Genomic DNA, 12,986 nt, shown 5'->3' on the forward strand with positions numbered 1-12,986 from the left:
CGGCCCCATGAACACCTTGCGCTTCCGCCTCGCCGACGACACCGACCTCGCCACCGTCGTGGGGCTGCGTGACGACGCCGCCCGCTGGATGCTGAGCCGGGGCATAACCGGTCAGTGGCGGCCGGGCGAGCTCGGCGTGGACCACTTCCGCCGGACGCGGGAGCGTGGGGACGAGGTGTGGCTCGCGGAGAGCGGTGAACGGGCCGTCGGCGCCTGGGAGTTGTGGTGGGAGGACGAGGCCGCGTGGGGCCCGCAGCCGGCGACGGCCGGATATGTGCACCGTCTGATGGTGGCGCACGGCAGCATCCCGCCCGGCACGGGGCGTGAGCTGCTGCGCGCGGCGGAGCGCCGCGTGGCCGAGCGGGGGCGGCCCTTGACGCGGCTCGACTGCGTGGCCACCAACCCGGCCCTGAAGACGTACTACGTCAAGGCCGGCTACCGGGTCGTGGGCCACAAGGAGGGCAAGCCGCAGCCGGGCGCGAAGCCGAAGTCGTTCACGCTGCTGGAGAAGCGGGTGGGCGGGCCGGCCTCGCAGCACGGGTGAGGTGAGGTGCCGAGGCCACTGGTGCGGGGCGACTCCGCGACCCCGGGCGTTGTCAGTGGTCGCCCCTAGAGTGAATACATCACTCGGGGGACGGGGAATTCCCGTCGGAGGGGGAGCGTAGGCATGTCTGTGCGCAAGATCCAGCACAAGGTGAATCACGTCGCACTCGTCGTGGACAGTTCCGGTTCCATGTATCAGCACCAGCATCAGCTCGTGCGCGTCGTCGACGAATTCGTGGCCGGGCTGAAGGCGGAATCGGACAGCCTCGGTCACGAGACGCGGATCAGCCTCTATTCCTTCGACCACCGGGTGGAGAACCTGGTGTGGGACATGGACGTGAAGCATCTTCCGTCCATGCGCGGGCTCTACAAGGTGAACAACGGGGCGACGGCGCTCATCGAGGCCTCCCTGAAGTCCCTGGACGACCTGGACCACATCTGGGAGGAGTACGGGGAGCACAGCTTCCTCCAGATCGTGGTGACGGACGGGGAGGAGAACGCGTCGGGCGGGGACCGCCGGCACGACGGCGACATGTCGATCCTCGGCCCGTGGCTCGACCGGATCACCGCCAAGATGGGCGGCCTGCCGGACCACTGGACGTCCGCGATCCTCGTGCCGAACTCCCTGGCCAAGCGCACCGCGCAGAACTACGGCTTCCCCGCGGGGAACATCGCGATCTGGGACGCCGACTCGAAGCAGGGTGTCGAGGAGGCCATCGGCACGGTGCGCGCCGCCGCCACCAGCTTCCTGCGCGGGCGCGAGCAGGGTGTGCGCGGCACGAAGAACCTGTTCGCGGTCGGCCAGGACATATCCGTCGACGAGGTGCGGGCGAACCTGGAGCCGATACCGGCCGACAAGTACCGCCTCCTGAAGGTCGACAAGGAGTCCGAGATCCGCCCGTTCGTGAATTCGCACCCGGGTGTTACCTATGAGCGCGGCTCCTGCTATTACCAGCTCGGCGCACGCGTCCAGGTCCAGCCCGACAAGGAAGTCGTCGTCGTGGAGAAGGACACCGACCGCGCTTATACGGGCGATGCGGCGCGCAGCCTTCTTTTCGGTACGGGAATCAAGGGCACGGTGTCGGTGAAGGCGGGAAACAATCCGAAGCTGGAGGTGTATGTGCAGAGCCGCTCGGTCAACCGAAAGCTGAAGGCGAATACGCGGCTGCTCATCATGCTCTGAGTTCTTTTCGTACCCGAGCGTCCTGTCCTTTTCAGGCCCGCGGCGGTGCCGTCGAGGCGCGGACGATCAGTTCGCCGCTGACCACGTCGACGCCGCCCTCGGGGGCCTCCTCGCGGCCCATCGCGATGCGGCCCGCGCGGGCCGCCGTGTCGCTGAGGGGGAGGCGGACGGTCGTGAGGGCGGGGACGGCGTCCGCGCTGAAGGGGAGGTCGTCGAAGCCGGCGACCGACACGTCCTCGGGGACGCGCAGGCCGGCCTCGCGCAGGGCCGCGCACGCGCCGAGCGCCACCGTGTCGTTCGCGGCGACGATCGCGGTCAGGTCCGGGGCGCCGCGCAGCAGTTCCGCGGTCGCCGCGCGGCCGGTCGCGCGGTCGTACGTGCCGTGCACCACCAGGTCGTCGGACGCGGTGACGCCCGCGTCGGCGAGCGCCTCGCGGTGGCCCTCCAGACGGTGCCGGGTCGTCGTGCGCTCCCCGGGGCCGGCGACGTAGCCGATGCGGCGGTGGCCGAGGGCGAGGAGGTGGCGGGTCAGTTCGCGGCCGCCGCCCCGGTTGTCGAAGGTCACGGAGACCGCGTCGGTGCCGGGCACCGGCGGGCGGCCGCACAGGACGACACGGGTGCCCGCCTCCGACAGGCGCCGCAGCTTGCCCGCGACGGCCGCGACATGCGCCTCGTCCTCGATCGCGCCGCCGGTCAGGACGACGGCGGCGGCACGCTGGCGCTGCAGCAGGGTCAGGTAGGTGAGCTCGCGCTCGGGGGAGCCGCCCGTGTTGCAGACGACGGCGAGGCGCTCGCCGCCCGCGCGGCCGCCGGGGCCCACGATCTCCGACTGCACCGCGGAGGCCATGATCCCGAAGAACGGGTCGGCGATGTCGTTGACCATGACCCCGACCAGGTCGGACGTGGCGGCGGCGAGCGCGCTCGCCGGGCCGTTCAGGACGTAGTCCAGTTCGTCGACGGCCTTCAGGACGCGCTCGCGGGTGGCGGCGGCCACCGGATAGTTGCCGTTCAGGACGCGCGAGACGGTGGCGGGGGACACCTGTGCGCGGGCGGCCACATCCGCCAGGGTCACGGTCATCGTCGAGTCAGCCTCCGTCGGCCTCGGCCTGTGGCCTGCGGCTTGTCCAAGGTGGGTCTGGGTGGGTCCGGGATGGGTCCGGGTCCGTCCGGGTCTGCCGGTCCGCGGCCCCGTCCGGATCGGTCGTGCGCCCGCTCTTGTCCGAGCGGCTGTGCAGAGGCTAGCTTCTCTTCACGTAGAAAGCGCTTGCTAGATGCGGTCGCCGCGGCGCCGCAGGTCCGACGGAGGGACTCACGTGACACGCAAGACGGTGCGCATCGCCATGAACGGGGTGACGGGGCGCATGGGCTACCGCCAGCACCTCGTCCGTTCGATCCTCGCGCTGCGCGAGCAGGGCGGGCTCGACCTCGGCGACGGCACGGTGCTGTGGCCCGAGCCCGTGCTCCTCGGCCGCCGCGAGTACGCCCTCAAGGCGCTCGCCGAGAAGCACGGCCTCGACGAGGCGAACATCTCCACCGACGTGGACGCCGTCCTCGCCGACGACAGCGTCGACATCTTCTTCGACGCCGCGATGACCTCCGGCCGCGAGGAGGTCCTCAAGAAGGCGATCGCCGCCGGCAAGCACGTCTACACCGAGAAGCCGACCGCGACCGGCCTCGGGGGCGCGCTCGAACTGGCCCGGCTCGCCCAGGACGCGGGCGTGAAGTCCGGCGTCGTCCAGGACAAGATCTTCCTGCCGGGCCTGCTCAAGCTGAAGCGGCTCATCGACGGCGGCTTCTTCGGCAAGATCCTGTCCGTGCGCGGCGAGTTCGGCTACTGGGTCTTCGAGGGCGACTGGCAGGAGGCCCAGCGCCCCAGCTGGAACTACCGCTCCGAGGACGGCGGCGGCATCGTCGTCGACATGTTCCCGCACTGGGAGTACGTGCTGCACGAGTTGTTCGGCCGCGTCACCTCCGTGCAGGCGCTCACCGCCACCCATGTCCCGCAGCGCTGGGACGAGAACGGCAAGCCCTACGACGCCACCGCCGACGACGCCGCCTACGGCATCTTCGAGCTCGACGGCGGCGCGATCGCGCAGATCAACTCCTCCTGGGCGGTGCGCGTCAACCGCGACGAACTCGTGGAGTTCCAGGTCGACGGGACGGAGGGTTCGGCCGTCGCGGGCCTGCGCAACTGCCGGGCACAGCACCGCAGTTCCACCCCGAAGCCCGTGTGGAACCCGGACATCCCGGCCACGTACTCCTTCCGCGACCAGTGGCAGGAGGTCCCGGACAACCAGGAGTTCGACAACGGCTTCAAGGCGCAGTGGGAGCTCTTCCTCCGGCACGTCTACGCCGACGCGCCCTACCGTTGGGACCTGCTGGCCGGTGCCCGCGGCGTGCAGCTCGCCGAGCTGGGCCTGAAGGCCTCCGCCGAGGGCCGCCGCGTCGACGTACCGGAGATCACGCTGTGACGATCCATCTGCCCAACAGCGTGGGGGAGTTGCGCGCCTACGAGCCGCGCACCACCCCGCTCGCCCTCGACACCGGCGCCCCGCTCGCCTCCCGCGTCGTCTTCTCGGCGGCGCACGTCGTCGCCGACCCGTTCGCCGACACCAGCCCCGACGGGCCCGCCGCCGTCGACTGGGACGCCACCCTCGCCTTCCGCCGCCACCTGTGGTCCCACGGGCTCGGCGTCGCCGAGGCCATGGACACCGCGCAGCGCGGCATGGGCCTGGACTGGGCGGGCGCCGCCGAACTGATCAAGCGGTCCGCCGCCGAGGCTCAGGCCGTCGGCGGCCGCATCGCCTGCGGCGTCGGCACCGACCAGCTCACCGCCGTACCGAAGGACCTGGCCGAGGTCAGGGCCGCGTACGAGGAGCAGCTCGCGCTCGTGGAGGGGACGGGCGCGCAGGCGATCCTCATGGCGTCCAGGGCGCTCGCCGCCGTCGCCCGCGGCCCCGAGGACTACCTCGACGTCTACGGACACCTGCTGCGCCAGGCCGCCGAACCGGTCGTCCTGCACTGGCTCGGCCCCATGTTCGACCCCGCGCTCGACGGGTACTGGGGCTCCGCCGACCTCGACGCCGCCACCGAGACGTTCCTCGAGGTCATCGCCGCGCACCCGGACAAGGTCGACGGCATCAAGGTCTCGCTGCTCGACGCGCGGCGCGAGATCGAACTGCGCCGCAGACTCCCCCAGGGCGTGCGCTGCTACACCGGCGACGACTTCAACTACCCCGAGCTGATCGCCGGCGACGCGCGCGGCTTCAGCCACGCGCTGCTCGGCATCTTCGACCCGCTCGGGCCGCTCGCCGCGCACGCCGTACGGGTGCTGGACCGCGGGGACACGGACGGGTTCCGCGCGCTCCTCGACCCGACGGTCGAACTGTCGCGGCACCTCTTCCAGGCGCCGACCCGCTTCTACAAGACCGGTGTCGTGTTCCTCGCCTGGCTCGCCGGGCACCAGGACCACTTCGCGATGGTCGGCGGGCTCCAGTCCGCCCGCTCGCTCCCGCACTTCGCGAAGGCGTACGAACTCGCGGACGGGCTCGGCCTGTTCCCCGACCCGGGGCTCGCCGAGGCCCGGATGAAGCAGCTGCTCGCCCTGTACGGAGTGACCCGATGACCGCGCCCGGGGCCCCTGTCGCCCACCCCCTCTTCTCCCTCAACCAGATGACCGTCAAGCAGCTCGGGCTGCCCGAACTCGTCGACGCCTGCGTCGAGTCGGGGGTGCGGCACGTCGGCACGTGGCGCGAGCCCGTGCAGGCGTACGGGGTCGAGAAGGCGGCCCGGCTGCTGCGCGACGCCGGTCTGAGCGTCTCCACGCACTGCCGGGGCGGCTTCCTCACCGCGATCGACGCGGCGGAGCGGCGGGCCGCCGTCGACGACAACAAGCGGGCCGTCGACGAGGCCGCCGTCCTCGGCACCGATGTCCTGGTCCTGGTTTCGGGCGGGCTGCCCGCGGGGTCCTACGACCTCGTGGCCGCGCGGGAGCGGATCGCCGACGGGATCGCCGAGCTGGCGCCGTACGCCGGTGAGCGCGGGGTGCGGCTCGCCATCGAACCGCTCCACCCGATGTTCGCCTCCGACCGGTGCGTCGTCTCCACGCTCGGGCAGGCGCTCGACCTCGCGGAACGGTTTCCCGCGGAGCAGGTGGGGGTGTGTGTCGACACGTACCACGTGTGGTGGGACGACGCGGCGCCCGCGCAGATCGCACGGGCGGGGGCGGCGGGCCGCATCGCGAGTTTCCAGCTCGCGGACTGGGTGACCCCGTTGCCGGCCGGCGTCCTGAACGGGCGGGGGCAGCTCGGGGACGGGGCCGTGGACCTGGGGCTGTGGTGGCGGTACGTCGAGGAGGCCGGCTACTCGGGACCGGTGGAGGTGGAGCTCTTCAACGACGGCTTGTGGGAGCGGGAGGGCCGGTCCGTCCTGAGGGAGACGGTGTCCCGCTTCGGGGCGGTGGCGGAAGGGCGCTAGGGGGAGGGCGGTGCGGGGGCCGACCGCGCCGCCCACCGTCCCGCTATCCCGCCAGCCCGCCTCAGCGCTTGCGGGCGGCCCGCTTCGTCAGGACCGTGAGGATCACCGGGATCAGGAGCTCGATGCCCCGGGTCACGTTCGCCACGGGCAGGCCCGTCTTCTTGGAGATCGCGCCGGCCACCGGTCGGCTCAGCTTCGAGAGCAGCCCGGCCAGCAGGCCGCCCGAGGCGAGACCGCCGAGCCCGCCGAGCGTGAAGGCTCCTTGCAGCGGCGGCTGCTCGGTCTCCGCGAGCGCCTCCTGCACCTCAGCCGCCCCGTCCGGACCCTCCCCGGCCCGCTCCCGCAGGCCGCCGGAGAGCGCCGACACCGTGTCGTCCACGACCTTGTGCGCGCCCGACGCGTCCGTGCCGAGCAGGCCCGCGAGCTCCTGCAGCCGATCGTCGCCGAGCTCGTCGAGGACGTCCCTGGCCAGCGGCTTCTCACCCGATTCTTCGGTCATGCCGCAAACGCTACGGTCGCCCCGGCATGTCGGCACCCGGAGCGGGCGCGGTACAGGTTTGAAAGAACTCCGCCAAAGAAATCCGTACCCGGAGCACAACCATCCGCCCCGACGGCGGGTCTAGCGTGCGTCGGAACTTTTGGAGGGGGACCCGGGGGGGACTTCCAGGAAAGTCCGGCATGGGGGAGGGGAGAGCCCGAGGGGCCCGGTCCGCGGACCGGGCCCCTCAGCGCTCACACAGGGCCTCAGAAGAAGACGCCGCAGCGCAGCAGCACGTTCGCGTACGGCCGCGCCTCCCCGGTCCGCACGATGAGCCGCGCGCCCGCCGAAAGCCCCTTCAGCTCCTCGTGGGAGACGTAGGCCAGAGGCCGGACCCGCTCGCGGAGCAGCTCGGCCGCCGCCGGGTTCGCGGAGCGCACCTCGTGCGCCGCCGTGCCCGACTCCACCACCAGCTCCTCGAGCAGCCCGTCGAGCACCTCGGCGAACGACGGCACCCCGGCGCGGAACGCGAGATCGACGATCCGCGGTCCCTCCGGCAGCGGCATCCCGACGTCGCACACCAGAACCCCGTCCCCGTGCCCGAGCTCGGCCAGGGCGCCCGCGAGATGGCGGTTGAGTATTCCGGCCCTCTTCACAGGGAGGCCACCTCGTCCGCCGTCGGGTACGAGGCCTGCGCGCCCTCCTTCGTGACGGCCGCCGCGCCGACCCGCGCCGCGTAGGCCGCCGCGTCCGCGAGCGAGGCACCGGTGCCGAGCCGCCACGCGAGCGCCGCCGTGAACGCGTCACCGGCGCCCGTCGTGTCGACCGCCTCGACCTTCACCGACGCCACCCGCCGCGCGCCCGACGCGTCCGCGACCAGCGCGCCCTCGGAGCCCAGCGTCACGACGACCGAGCGCGGCCCGAGCGCGAGCAGCGCCGTCGCCCACTCCTCGGGCGTCGCCCCCGGCTCCGTACCGAGGATGACGGCGGCCTCGTGCTCGTTGACGATCAGCGGGTCGCACACCGCGAGGACCTCGCCCGGCAGCGGCGCCGGCGGCGACGGGTTCAGGACGAGGCGGGCCCCGTCGGCCAGCGACCGCGCGACCTCGGCGACCGTGTCGAGCGGGATCTCGAGCAGCGTCGACACGACGGGCGCGGCGGCGAACAGCTCGCGGGCCGCCCGTACGTCGTCCGGCGTCAGGCGCCCGTTCGCACCCGGCGACACCACGATCGAGTTGTCGCCGGAGGGGTCGACGGTGATCAGCGCGACGCCGGTGGGCGCCCCGCCGACCAGTACGCCGGACGTGTCCACGCCCGCCGACTCCATCGACTCCCGCAGCAGCCGCCCGTGCCCGTCGTCCCCGACGCGCGCGAGCAGCGCCGTGCGCGCGCCCAGCTTCGCCGCGGCGACCGCCTGGTTGGCGCCCTTGCCGCCCGGGTGGACGACCAGGTCGGAACCGAGGACGGTCTCCCCGGCGCCGGGGCGCCGCTCGACGCCGACCACGAGGTCCGCGTTGGCCGAGCCGACGACGAGGAGGTCGTACGCGTTCATGCTGAGCCCTTTCTGGCGTGTCACGTGAAGGCTGTCACTTGAAGGCCGTCACTTGAATGCCGGCGCTTGAAGGCTGTCACTTGAAGGAGGCGACGTTCTTCGACGTCACGACCTTCACCGGGACCTTCACCGCGGACGGGATCTTGTCGTCCTGCGCCGCCTTGATCGCGTTCTGGACCGCCATCTTGCCGAGTTCGCGCGGCTGCTGGGCGACCGACGCGTACAGCGTGCCCGCCTGGACCGCCTTGAAGCCGTCCGGGGTGCCGTCGAAGCCGACGACGTCGACGGACTTTCCGGCCTTCGCACCGAGCGCCTTGACCGCGCCGAGCGCCATCTCGTCGTTCTCGGCGAAGACGCCGTCGATGTCGGGGTGCGACTGGAGCAGGTTCGTCATGACGTCCAGGCCCTTGGTGCGGTCGAAGTCCGCGGGCTGCTTCGCGACGACCTTGATACCGGGGAACTCCTTGATGCCCGCGGCGAATCCGGCGCCGCGCTCACGGCTCGCGGAGGTACCGGCCTGGCCCTGGAGGACGACGATCTCGCCCTTGCCGCCGAGCTTGTCGGCGAGCGCCTTCGCGGCCTGCTTGCCGCCCGCGACGTTGTCGGAGGCGACGAGCGTCGCGGTCTTCGCCTTGTTCACGCCTCGGTCGGCGGCGACGACGGGGATGTCCGCCTTGTCGGCGCCGCGCACGGCCGGGCCGACCGCGTCGGAGTCGACCGGGTTCACGATGACCGCGCTCATGCCGCCGCTCGCGAAGTTCTGCAGCTGGTTGGCCTGCTGCGAGGCGTCGTTCTGCGCGTCCGTGACGGTCAGCTTCACGCCCTGCTTCTTGGCCTCGGCCTGCGCGCCCGCCCGCATCTCCGTGAAGAACGGGTTGTTGAGCGTGGAGACGGCCATGCCGATCCGCAGGTCCTTCTTGCCGCCGGACGACGTGCCGTTGTTCCACAGCGCGAGCCCGCCGACGATCGCCGCCGCGACGACGGCCGCGATCACGTACTGCATCTTCTGCCGCGGCCCGCCCGCGCCGGTGCCGGCCGCGGTCGGGGTCGCGCCCGCCTTGCGGCGCACCGTGTCGAGCAGGACGGCCAGCGCGATGACGACACCGATGACGACCTGCTGCCAGAACGCGGACACCGACAGGAGGTTGAGGCCGTTGCGCAGCACCGCGAGGATCAGCGCGCCGATGAACGTGCCCGACGCCTTGCCCACACCACCGGCGAGCGAGGCGCCGCCGATGACGACGGCGGCGATCGCGTCCAGCTCGTACCCCTGCGCGGCCTGCGGCTGCGCGGAGGACAGCCGGGAGGCGAGGACGATGCCGGCGACGGCCGCGAACAGTCCGGACAGGCCGTAGATGACGAGCTTCTGCCGCTTCACGCGCAGCCCGGAGAGGCGTGCCGCCTCCTCGTTGCCGCCGATCGCGTACATCGAGCGGCCGATGAAGGTGCGGCCGAGCACGACCGCGGTGACGATGCCGACGACGACCATCACGATGACCGGTACGGGCAGCCAGCCGCCCAGCGTGTCACCGAGCCGCGAGACCGAGTCCGGGAACGGGATCGGGGAGCCCTGCGAGATCACCAGCGACAGACCGCGGCCCACCGACAGCATCGCGAGCGTCGCGATGAACGGCGGCAGCTTCCCGTACGCGATGAGCGCGCCGTTGACGAAACCGCAGGCCAGGCCGGTGACGACGGCGAGGAGCACCGCTATCGGCACCGGGACGCCCTCGTTCGTCGCCGCCCAGGCGAGGACGGTCGCGGACAGCGCGGCGACCGAACCGACCGACAGGTCGATGCCCGCCGAGACGATGACGAAGGTGACGCCGAAGGCGAGGATCGCGGTGACGGCGGCCTGGACGCCGACGTTCAGCAGGTTCGTGGTGGTCAGGAAGTCGCCGGAGAGCAGCGACATCACGACGACCAGGACGACGAGCGCGGTCAGCGCGCCGTTGTCGAGGAGCAGCCGCAGCAGGCCCCCGCCGCTCGTCGCCGAGCCCTGGTTCTTCTTGAGCGTTTCAGTGGTCACGGGTGCCCTCCTCCTCGAGGGTGGTGTCATCGAAGCTGTGCGGGGTGCTGACGGCGAGCGCCATCACGGAGTCCTGCGTGGCGTCTTCGGCGGCGAGTTCACCGGCGATGCGGCCCTGCGCCATCACGAGCACGCGGTCGCTCATGCCGAGCACCTCGGGCAGATCGCTGGAGATCATGAGCACGGCGTGCCCGGCGGCGGTCAGTTCGTTGATCAGCTGGTAGATCTCGACCTTGGCGCCCACGTCGATGCCGCGGGTCGGCTCGTCGAGGATCAGCACCCTGATGTCGGCGAGCAGCCACTTGCCGATGACGACCTTCTGCTGGTTGCCGCCCGACAGGGTGCGCACGTGCTGGCCGAGCCCGGCCATCCGCACACCCAGCTGACCGGCGATCCGCTCGGCGGCGGTGTGCTGCCCCTTGAGGTCGACGAAGCCGCCGCGCGAGGCGGACCGCAGCGTGACGAGCCCGAGGTTCTCCGCCACCGACTGGTCGAGCACGAGCCCCTGGCCCTTGCGGTCCTCGGGGACGAGGCCGACGCCCGCGGCCATCGCCGCGTTCACGTCGTGGCGCGGCAGCCGGGACCCGGCCACCTCCACCGAGCCGCCGTCGTACGGGTCCGCGCCGAACACGGCCCGGACCACCTCGGTGCGCCCGGCGCCGACGAGCCCGGCGATGCCGACGACCTCACCGGCCCGCACCTCGAAGCTCACGTCGTGGAAGACGCCGTCCCGGGTCAGCCCCTCCACCTTCAGGAGCGCGCCGCCGGTGTCGGGCCGCTCCCGCGGGTACTGCTGCTCGATCGAGCGGCCCACCATGAGCCGGACCAGCTCGTCCTCGGGTGTCGACGCCGGGACCTGGCCGACGCTGCGGCCGTCGCGGATGACGGTGACGCGGTCGCCGAGCGCGGCGATCTCCTCCAGGTGGTGCGTGATGAAGACGATCCCGACGCCGTCCTCGCGCAGCGCCCGCACGATCGTGAACAGCTTCTCGACCTCCTCGGAGGTCAGCACGGCCGTCGGCTCGTCCATGATCAGGACGCGGGCGTCGAGGCTGAGGGCCTTCGCGATCTCCACCATCTGGAGGCGGGCGATGCCCAGTTCGCGGACGCGCGCGCGGGGCGACACGTTCACGCCCACGCGCGCGAGGAGCGCCTCGGCGTCGCGCTCCATCTTCTTGCGGTCGATGATCCCGAAGCGGCGCGGCTGGCGGCCCAGGAAGATGTTCTCGGCGACCGTCAGGTCGGGGACGAGGTTGAACTCCTGGTAGATCGTGGCGATGCCCAGCTTCTCGGCGTCCTGCGCCCCGTGGACGCGGACCTGTTCGCCGCCCACGGTGATCCGGCCGGCGTCCGGCGTGTAGGCGCCGGAGAGCATCTTGATCAGCGTGCTCTTGCCGGCTCCGTTCTCGCCGAGCAGGACGTGCACCTCGCCGCGGCGCAGATCGAAGTCGACGCTGTCGAGCGCGACGACGCCGGGGAACGTCTTGCGGATTCCCTCGATACGCAGCAACTCGTCCGGACTGCGCTCCGGACTGTTCTCCGTGTTCACCGGGGGCTCGTTCACCTGGGGCTCCTCTCCATCGAGGTCGGCGGGTGGGGGGACTGGGGGGACCGGGGAGACCGGGGGGATTCGCCGCAGGACTCCCGTACGACGAGGTGGGCGGGCAGCGTCACCGACTCCGGGGACCGGCCCTCGATGCGGTCGATCAGGGCGCGGACGGCGGCCCGGCCCAGCTCCTTGGTCGGCTGGGCGATCGCCGTGACCGGCGGCGCGGTGTGCACGAACCAGGGGATGTCGTCGAACGCGGCGAGCGCGATGTCGTCCGGGACGCGCAGCCCGCGCGCGCGGATCGCGTCGAGCGCGCCGAGGGCCATCAGGTTGTCGGCGGCGAACACGACCTCCGGCGGCTCGGCCAGGTCGAGGAACCCTTCCGTCACCCGGCGCCCGCTGTCGGCCTGGAAGTCGCCCTGCCCGGTGTAGGCGTCGGGCAGTTCGATGTCGTACGGGGCGAGGGCCTCGCGGAAGGCGGCGATGCGCTCGCTGCCGGTGGTCGTGGCGGCGGGGCCCGCGATGATCGCGAGGCGGCGGTGGCCGAGGCCGTGCAGATGGGCCACCAGGTCGCGGATGGCGGCGCGGCCGTCGGAGCGCACCACCGGCACGTCCACGCCCGGGATCCAGCGGTCGACGAAGACCATCGGGGTCCCGCCGCGGGCCGCGGCCAGCATCAGCGGGGAGCCGCCGTCGGTGGGGGAGACGAGGAGGCCGTCGACGCGGCGGTCCAGCAGGTTCTGGACGTGGTGGTCCTGGAGGTCGGGGCGTTCGTCGGCGTTCCCGATGATCACGCTGTAGCCGAGGGCGCGGGCTTCCTCCTCCACGGAGCGGGCCAGCTCGGTGAAGTACGGGTTCAGCACGTCGCTGATGACCAGGCCGAGGGTGCGGGTCTGGTCGGTGCGCAGGGAGCGGGCCACGGCGTTGGGCCGGTAGCCGAGCGACTCCACGGCGGCCAGCACGCGCGTCCTGGCGTCCGGGCTGACCGACGGGTGGCTGTTCAGGACGCGGGAGACCGTGGCGACGGAGACTCCGGCCGCGGCCGCGACGTCCTTGATGCTCGCCATCGCGGGCCACCTCCTTGTGGCTGCGGGGCTCATGTGCGGTGTGGTGGGCGCACATGTGCATGGAATCGATTACATGAGGGATTGGAATCGATTACACGGGCTGTTGGCA

At 72.0% G+C, this 12,986-nt stretch carries 12 protein-coding genes; 5 read left to right on the forward strand and 7 right to left on the reverse strand.

What is annotated here, in order from left to right:
* The first annotated feature begins 7 nt into the window (after window positions 1-7).
* Both ACIBTU_RS10900 and ACIBTU_RS10905 read left to right on the forward strand, forming a co-directional pair.
* Complete coding sequence (locus tag ACIBTU_RS10900; protein ID WP_399125677.1) at window positions 8-544, forward strand: GNAT family N-acetyltransferase; 537 nt, start codon at window positions 8-10, stop codon at window positions 542-544.
* Window positions 545-667: 123 nt separating this feature from the next.
* Window positions 668-1,726, forward strand: coding sequence for a VWA domain-containing protein (locus ACIBTU_RS10905; RefSeq protein ID WP_399125678.1), 1,059 nt, complete (start codon window positions 668-670; stop codon window positions 1,724-1,726).
* 31 nt (window positions 1,727-1,757) lie between these two features.
* On the opposite strand, the gene ACIBTU_RS10910 is transcribed toward ACIBTU_RS10905, so the two are convergent.
* Window positions 1,758-2,804, reverse strand: a complete 1,047-nt coding sequence (locus ACIBTU_RS10910) for a LacI family DNA-binding transcriptional regulator (protein ID WP_399125679.1) — start codon at window positions 2,802-2,804, stop codon at window positions 1,758-1,760.
* Window positions 2,805-3,039: 235 nt separating this feature from the next.
* Between ACIBTU_RS10910 and ACIBTU_RS10915 the strand changes: the two genes are divergently transcribed.
* Genes ACIBTU_RS10915 through ACIBTU_RS10925 form a run of 3 tightly spaced genes read left to right on the forward strand, consistent with a single transcriptional unit; the run spans window position 3,040 to window position 6,202 of the window.
* Window positions 3,040-4,197, forward strand: coding sequence for a Gfo/Idh/MocA family protein (locus ACIBTU_RS10915; protein WP_399125680.1), 1,158 nt, complete (start codon window positions 3,040-3,042; stop codon window positions 4,195-4,197).
* On the forward strand, window positions 4,194-5,351 hold the full coding sequence (locus tag ACIBTU_RS10920) for a dihydrodipicolinate synthase family protein (RefSeq protein WP_399125681.1): 1,158 nt from the start codon (window positions 4,194-4,196) through the stop codon (window positions 5,349-5,351). The genes ACIBTU_RS10915 and ACIBTU_RS10920 overlap by 4 nt, the downstream gene beginning before the upstream one ends.
* Window positions 5,348-6,202 (forward strand): sugar phosphate isomerase/epimerase family protein, encoded by an 855-nt coding sequence (locus ACIBTU_RS10925; RefSeq protein WP_399125682.1) that lies wholly within the window; start codon window positions 5,348-5,350, stop codon window positions 6,200-6,202. The genes ACIBTU_RS10920 and ACIBTU_RS10925 overlap by 4 nt, the downstream gene beginning before the upstream one ends.
* 61 nt (window positions 6,203-6,263) lie before the next feature.
* Here the strand turns inward: ACIBTU_RS10925 and ACIBTU_RS10930 are convergent, their stop codons facing one another.
* The 6 genes from ACIBTU_RS10930 to ACIBTU_RS10955 form a co-directional block, all read right to left on the reverse strand.
* Window positions 6,264-6,701, reverse strand: a complete 438-nt coding sequence (locus tag ACIBTU_RS10930) for a DUF937 domain-containing protein (RefSeq protein WP_399125683.1) — start codon at window positions 6,699-6,701, stop codon at window positions 6,264-6,266.
* Window positions 6,702-6,946: 245 nt separating this feature from the next.
* A complete protein-coding gene (gene rbsD, locus ACIBTU_RS10935) occupies window positions 6,947-7,336 on the reverse strand; it encodes a D-ribose pyranase (protein WP_399125684.1) in 390 nt (129 codons plus the stop codon).
* Window positions 7,333-8,232 carry a ribokinase gene (locus ACIBTU_RS10940; RefSeq protein ID WP_399125802.1) on the reverse strand — a complete coding sequence of 300 codons (900 nt, stop codon included), beginning with the start codon at window positions 8,230-8,232 and terminating at the stop codon, window positions 7,333-7,335. The genes rbsD and ACIBTU_RS10940 overlap by 4 nt, the downstream gene beginning before the upstream one ends.
* Before the next feature lie 76 nt (window positions 8,233-8,308).
* Window positions 8,309-10,261, reverse strand: coding sequence for a substrate-binding domain-containing protein (locus tag ACIBTU_RS10945; RefSeq protein WP_399125685.1), 1,953 nt, complete (start codon window positions 10,259-10,261; stop codon window positions 8,309-8,311).
* Window positions 10,251-11,825: a sugar ABC transporter ATP-binding protein gene (locus ACIBTU_RS10950; RefSeq protein WP_399125686.1), complete on the reverse strand. Its 1,575-nt coding sequence runs from the start codon at window positions 11,823-11,825 to the stop codon at window positions 10,251-10,253. The genes ACIBTU_RS10945 and ACIBTU_RS10950 overlap by 11 nt, the downstream gene beginning before the upstream one ends.
* Entirely contained in the window at window positions 11,822-12,877 is a 1,056-nt protein-coding gene (locus ACIBTU_RS10955) for a LacI family DNA-binding transcriptional regulator (RefSeq protein WP_399125687.1), read from the reverse strand. The genes ACIBTU_RS10950 and ACIBTU_RS10955 overlap by 4 nt, the downstream gene beginning before the upstream one ends.
* Between the last annotated feature and the right edge of the window lie 109 nt (window positions 12,878-12,986).

Source organism: Streptomyces sp. NPDC050145 (assembly GCF_044460245.1).
Lineage (GTDB): Bacteria > Actinomycetota > Actinomycetes > Streptomycetales > Streptomycetaceae > Streptomyces.

What these genes read in the sequence shown, in the direction of transcription:
- ACIBTU_RS10955 (WP_399125687.1), bottom strand. Translation starts at nt 12,877, where the DNA reads ATGGCGAGCATCAAGGACGTCGCGGCCGCGGCCGGAGTCTCCGTCGCC.
- ACIBTU_RS10940 (WP_399125802.1), bottom strand. Translation starts at nt 8,232, where the DNA reads ATGAACGCGTACGACCTCCTCGTCGTCGGCTCGGCCAACGCGGACCTC.
- ACIBTU_RS10910 (WP_399125679.1), bottom strand. Translation starts at nt 2,804, where the DNA reads ATGACCGTGACCCTGGCGGATGTGGCCGCCCGCGCACAGGTGTCCCCC.
- ACIBTU_RS10905 (WP_399125678.1), top strand. Translation starts at nt 668, where the DNA reads ATGTCTGTGCGCAAGATCCAGCACAAGGTGAATCACGTCGCACTCGTC.
- ACIBTU_RS10925 (WP_399125682.1), top strand. Translation starts at nt 5,348, where the DNA reads ATGACCGCGCCCGGGGCCCCTGTCGCCCACCCCCTCTTCTCCCTCAAC.
- ACIBTU_RS10930 (WP_399125683.1), bottom strand. Translation starts at nt 6,701, where the DNA reads ATGACCGAAGAATCGGGTGAGAAGCCGCTGGCCAGGGACGTCCTCGAC.
- ACIBTU_RS10900 (WP_399125677.1), top strand. Translation starts at nt 8, where the DNA reads ATGAACACCTTGCGCTTCCGCCTCGCCGACGACACCGACCTCGCCACC.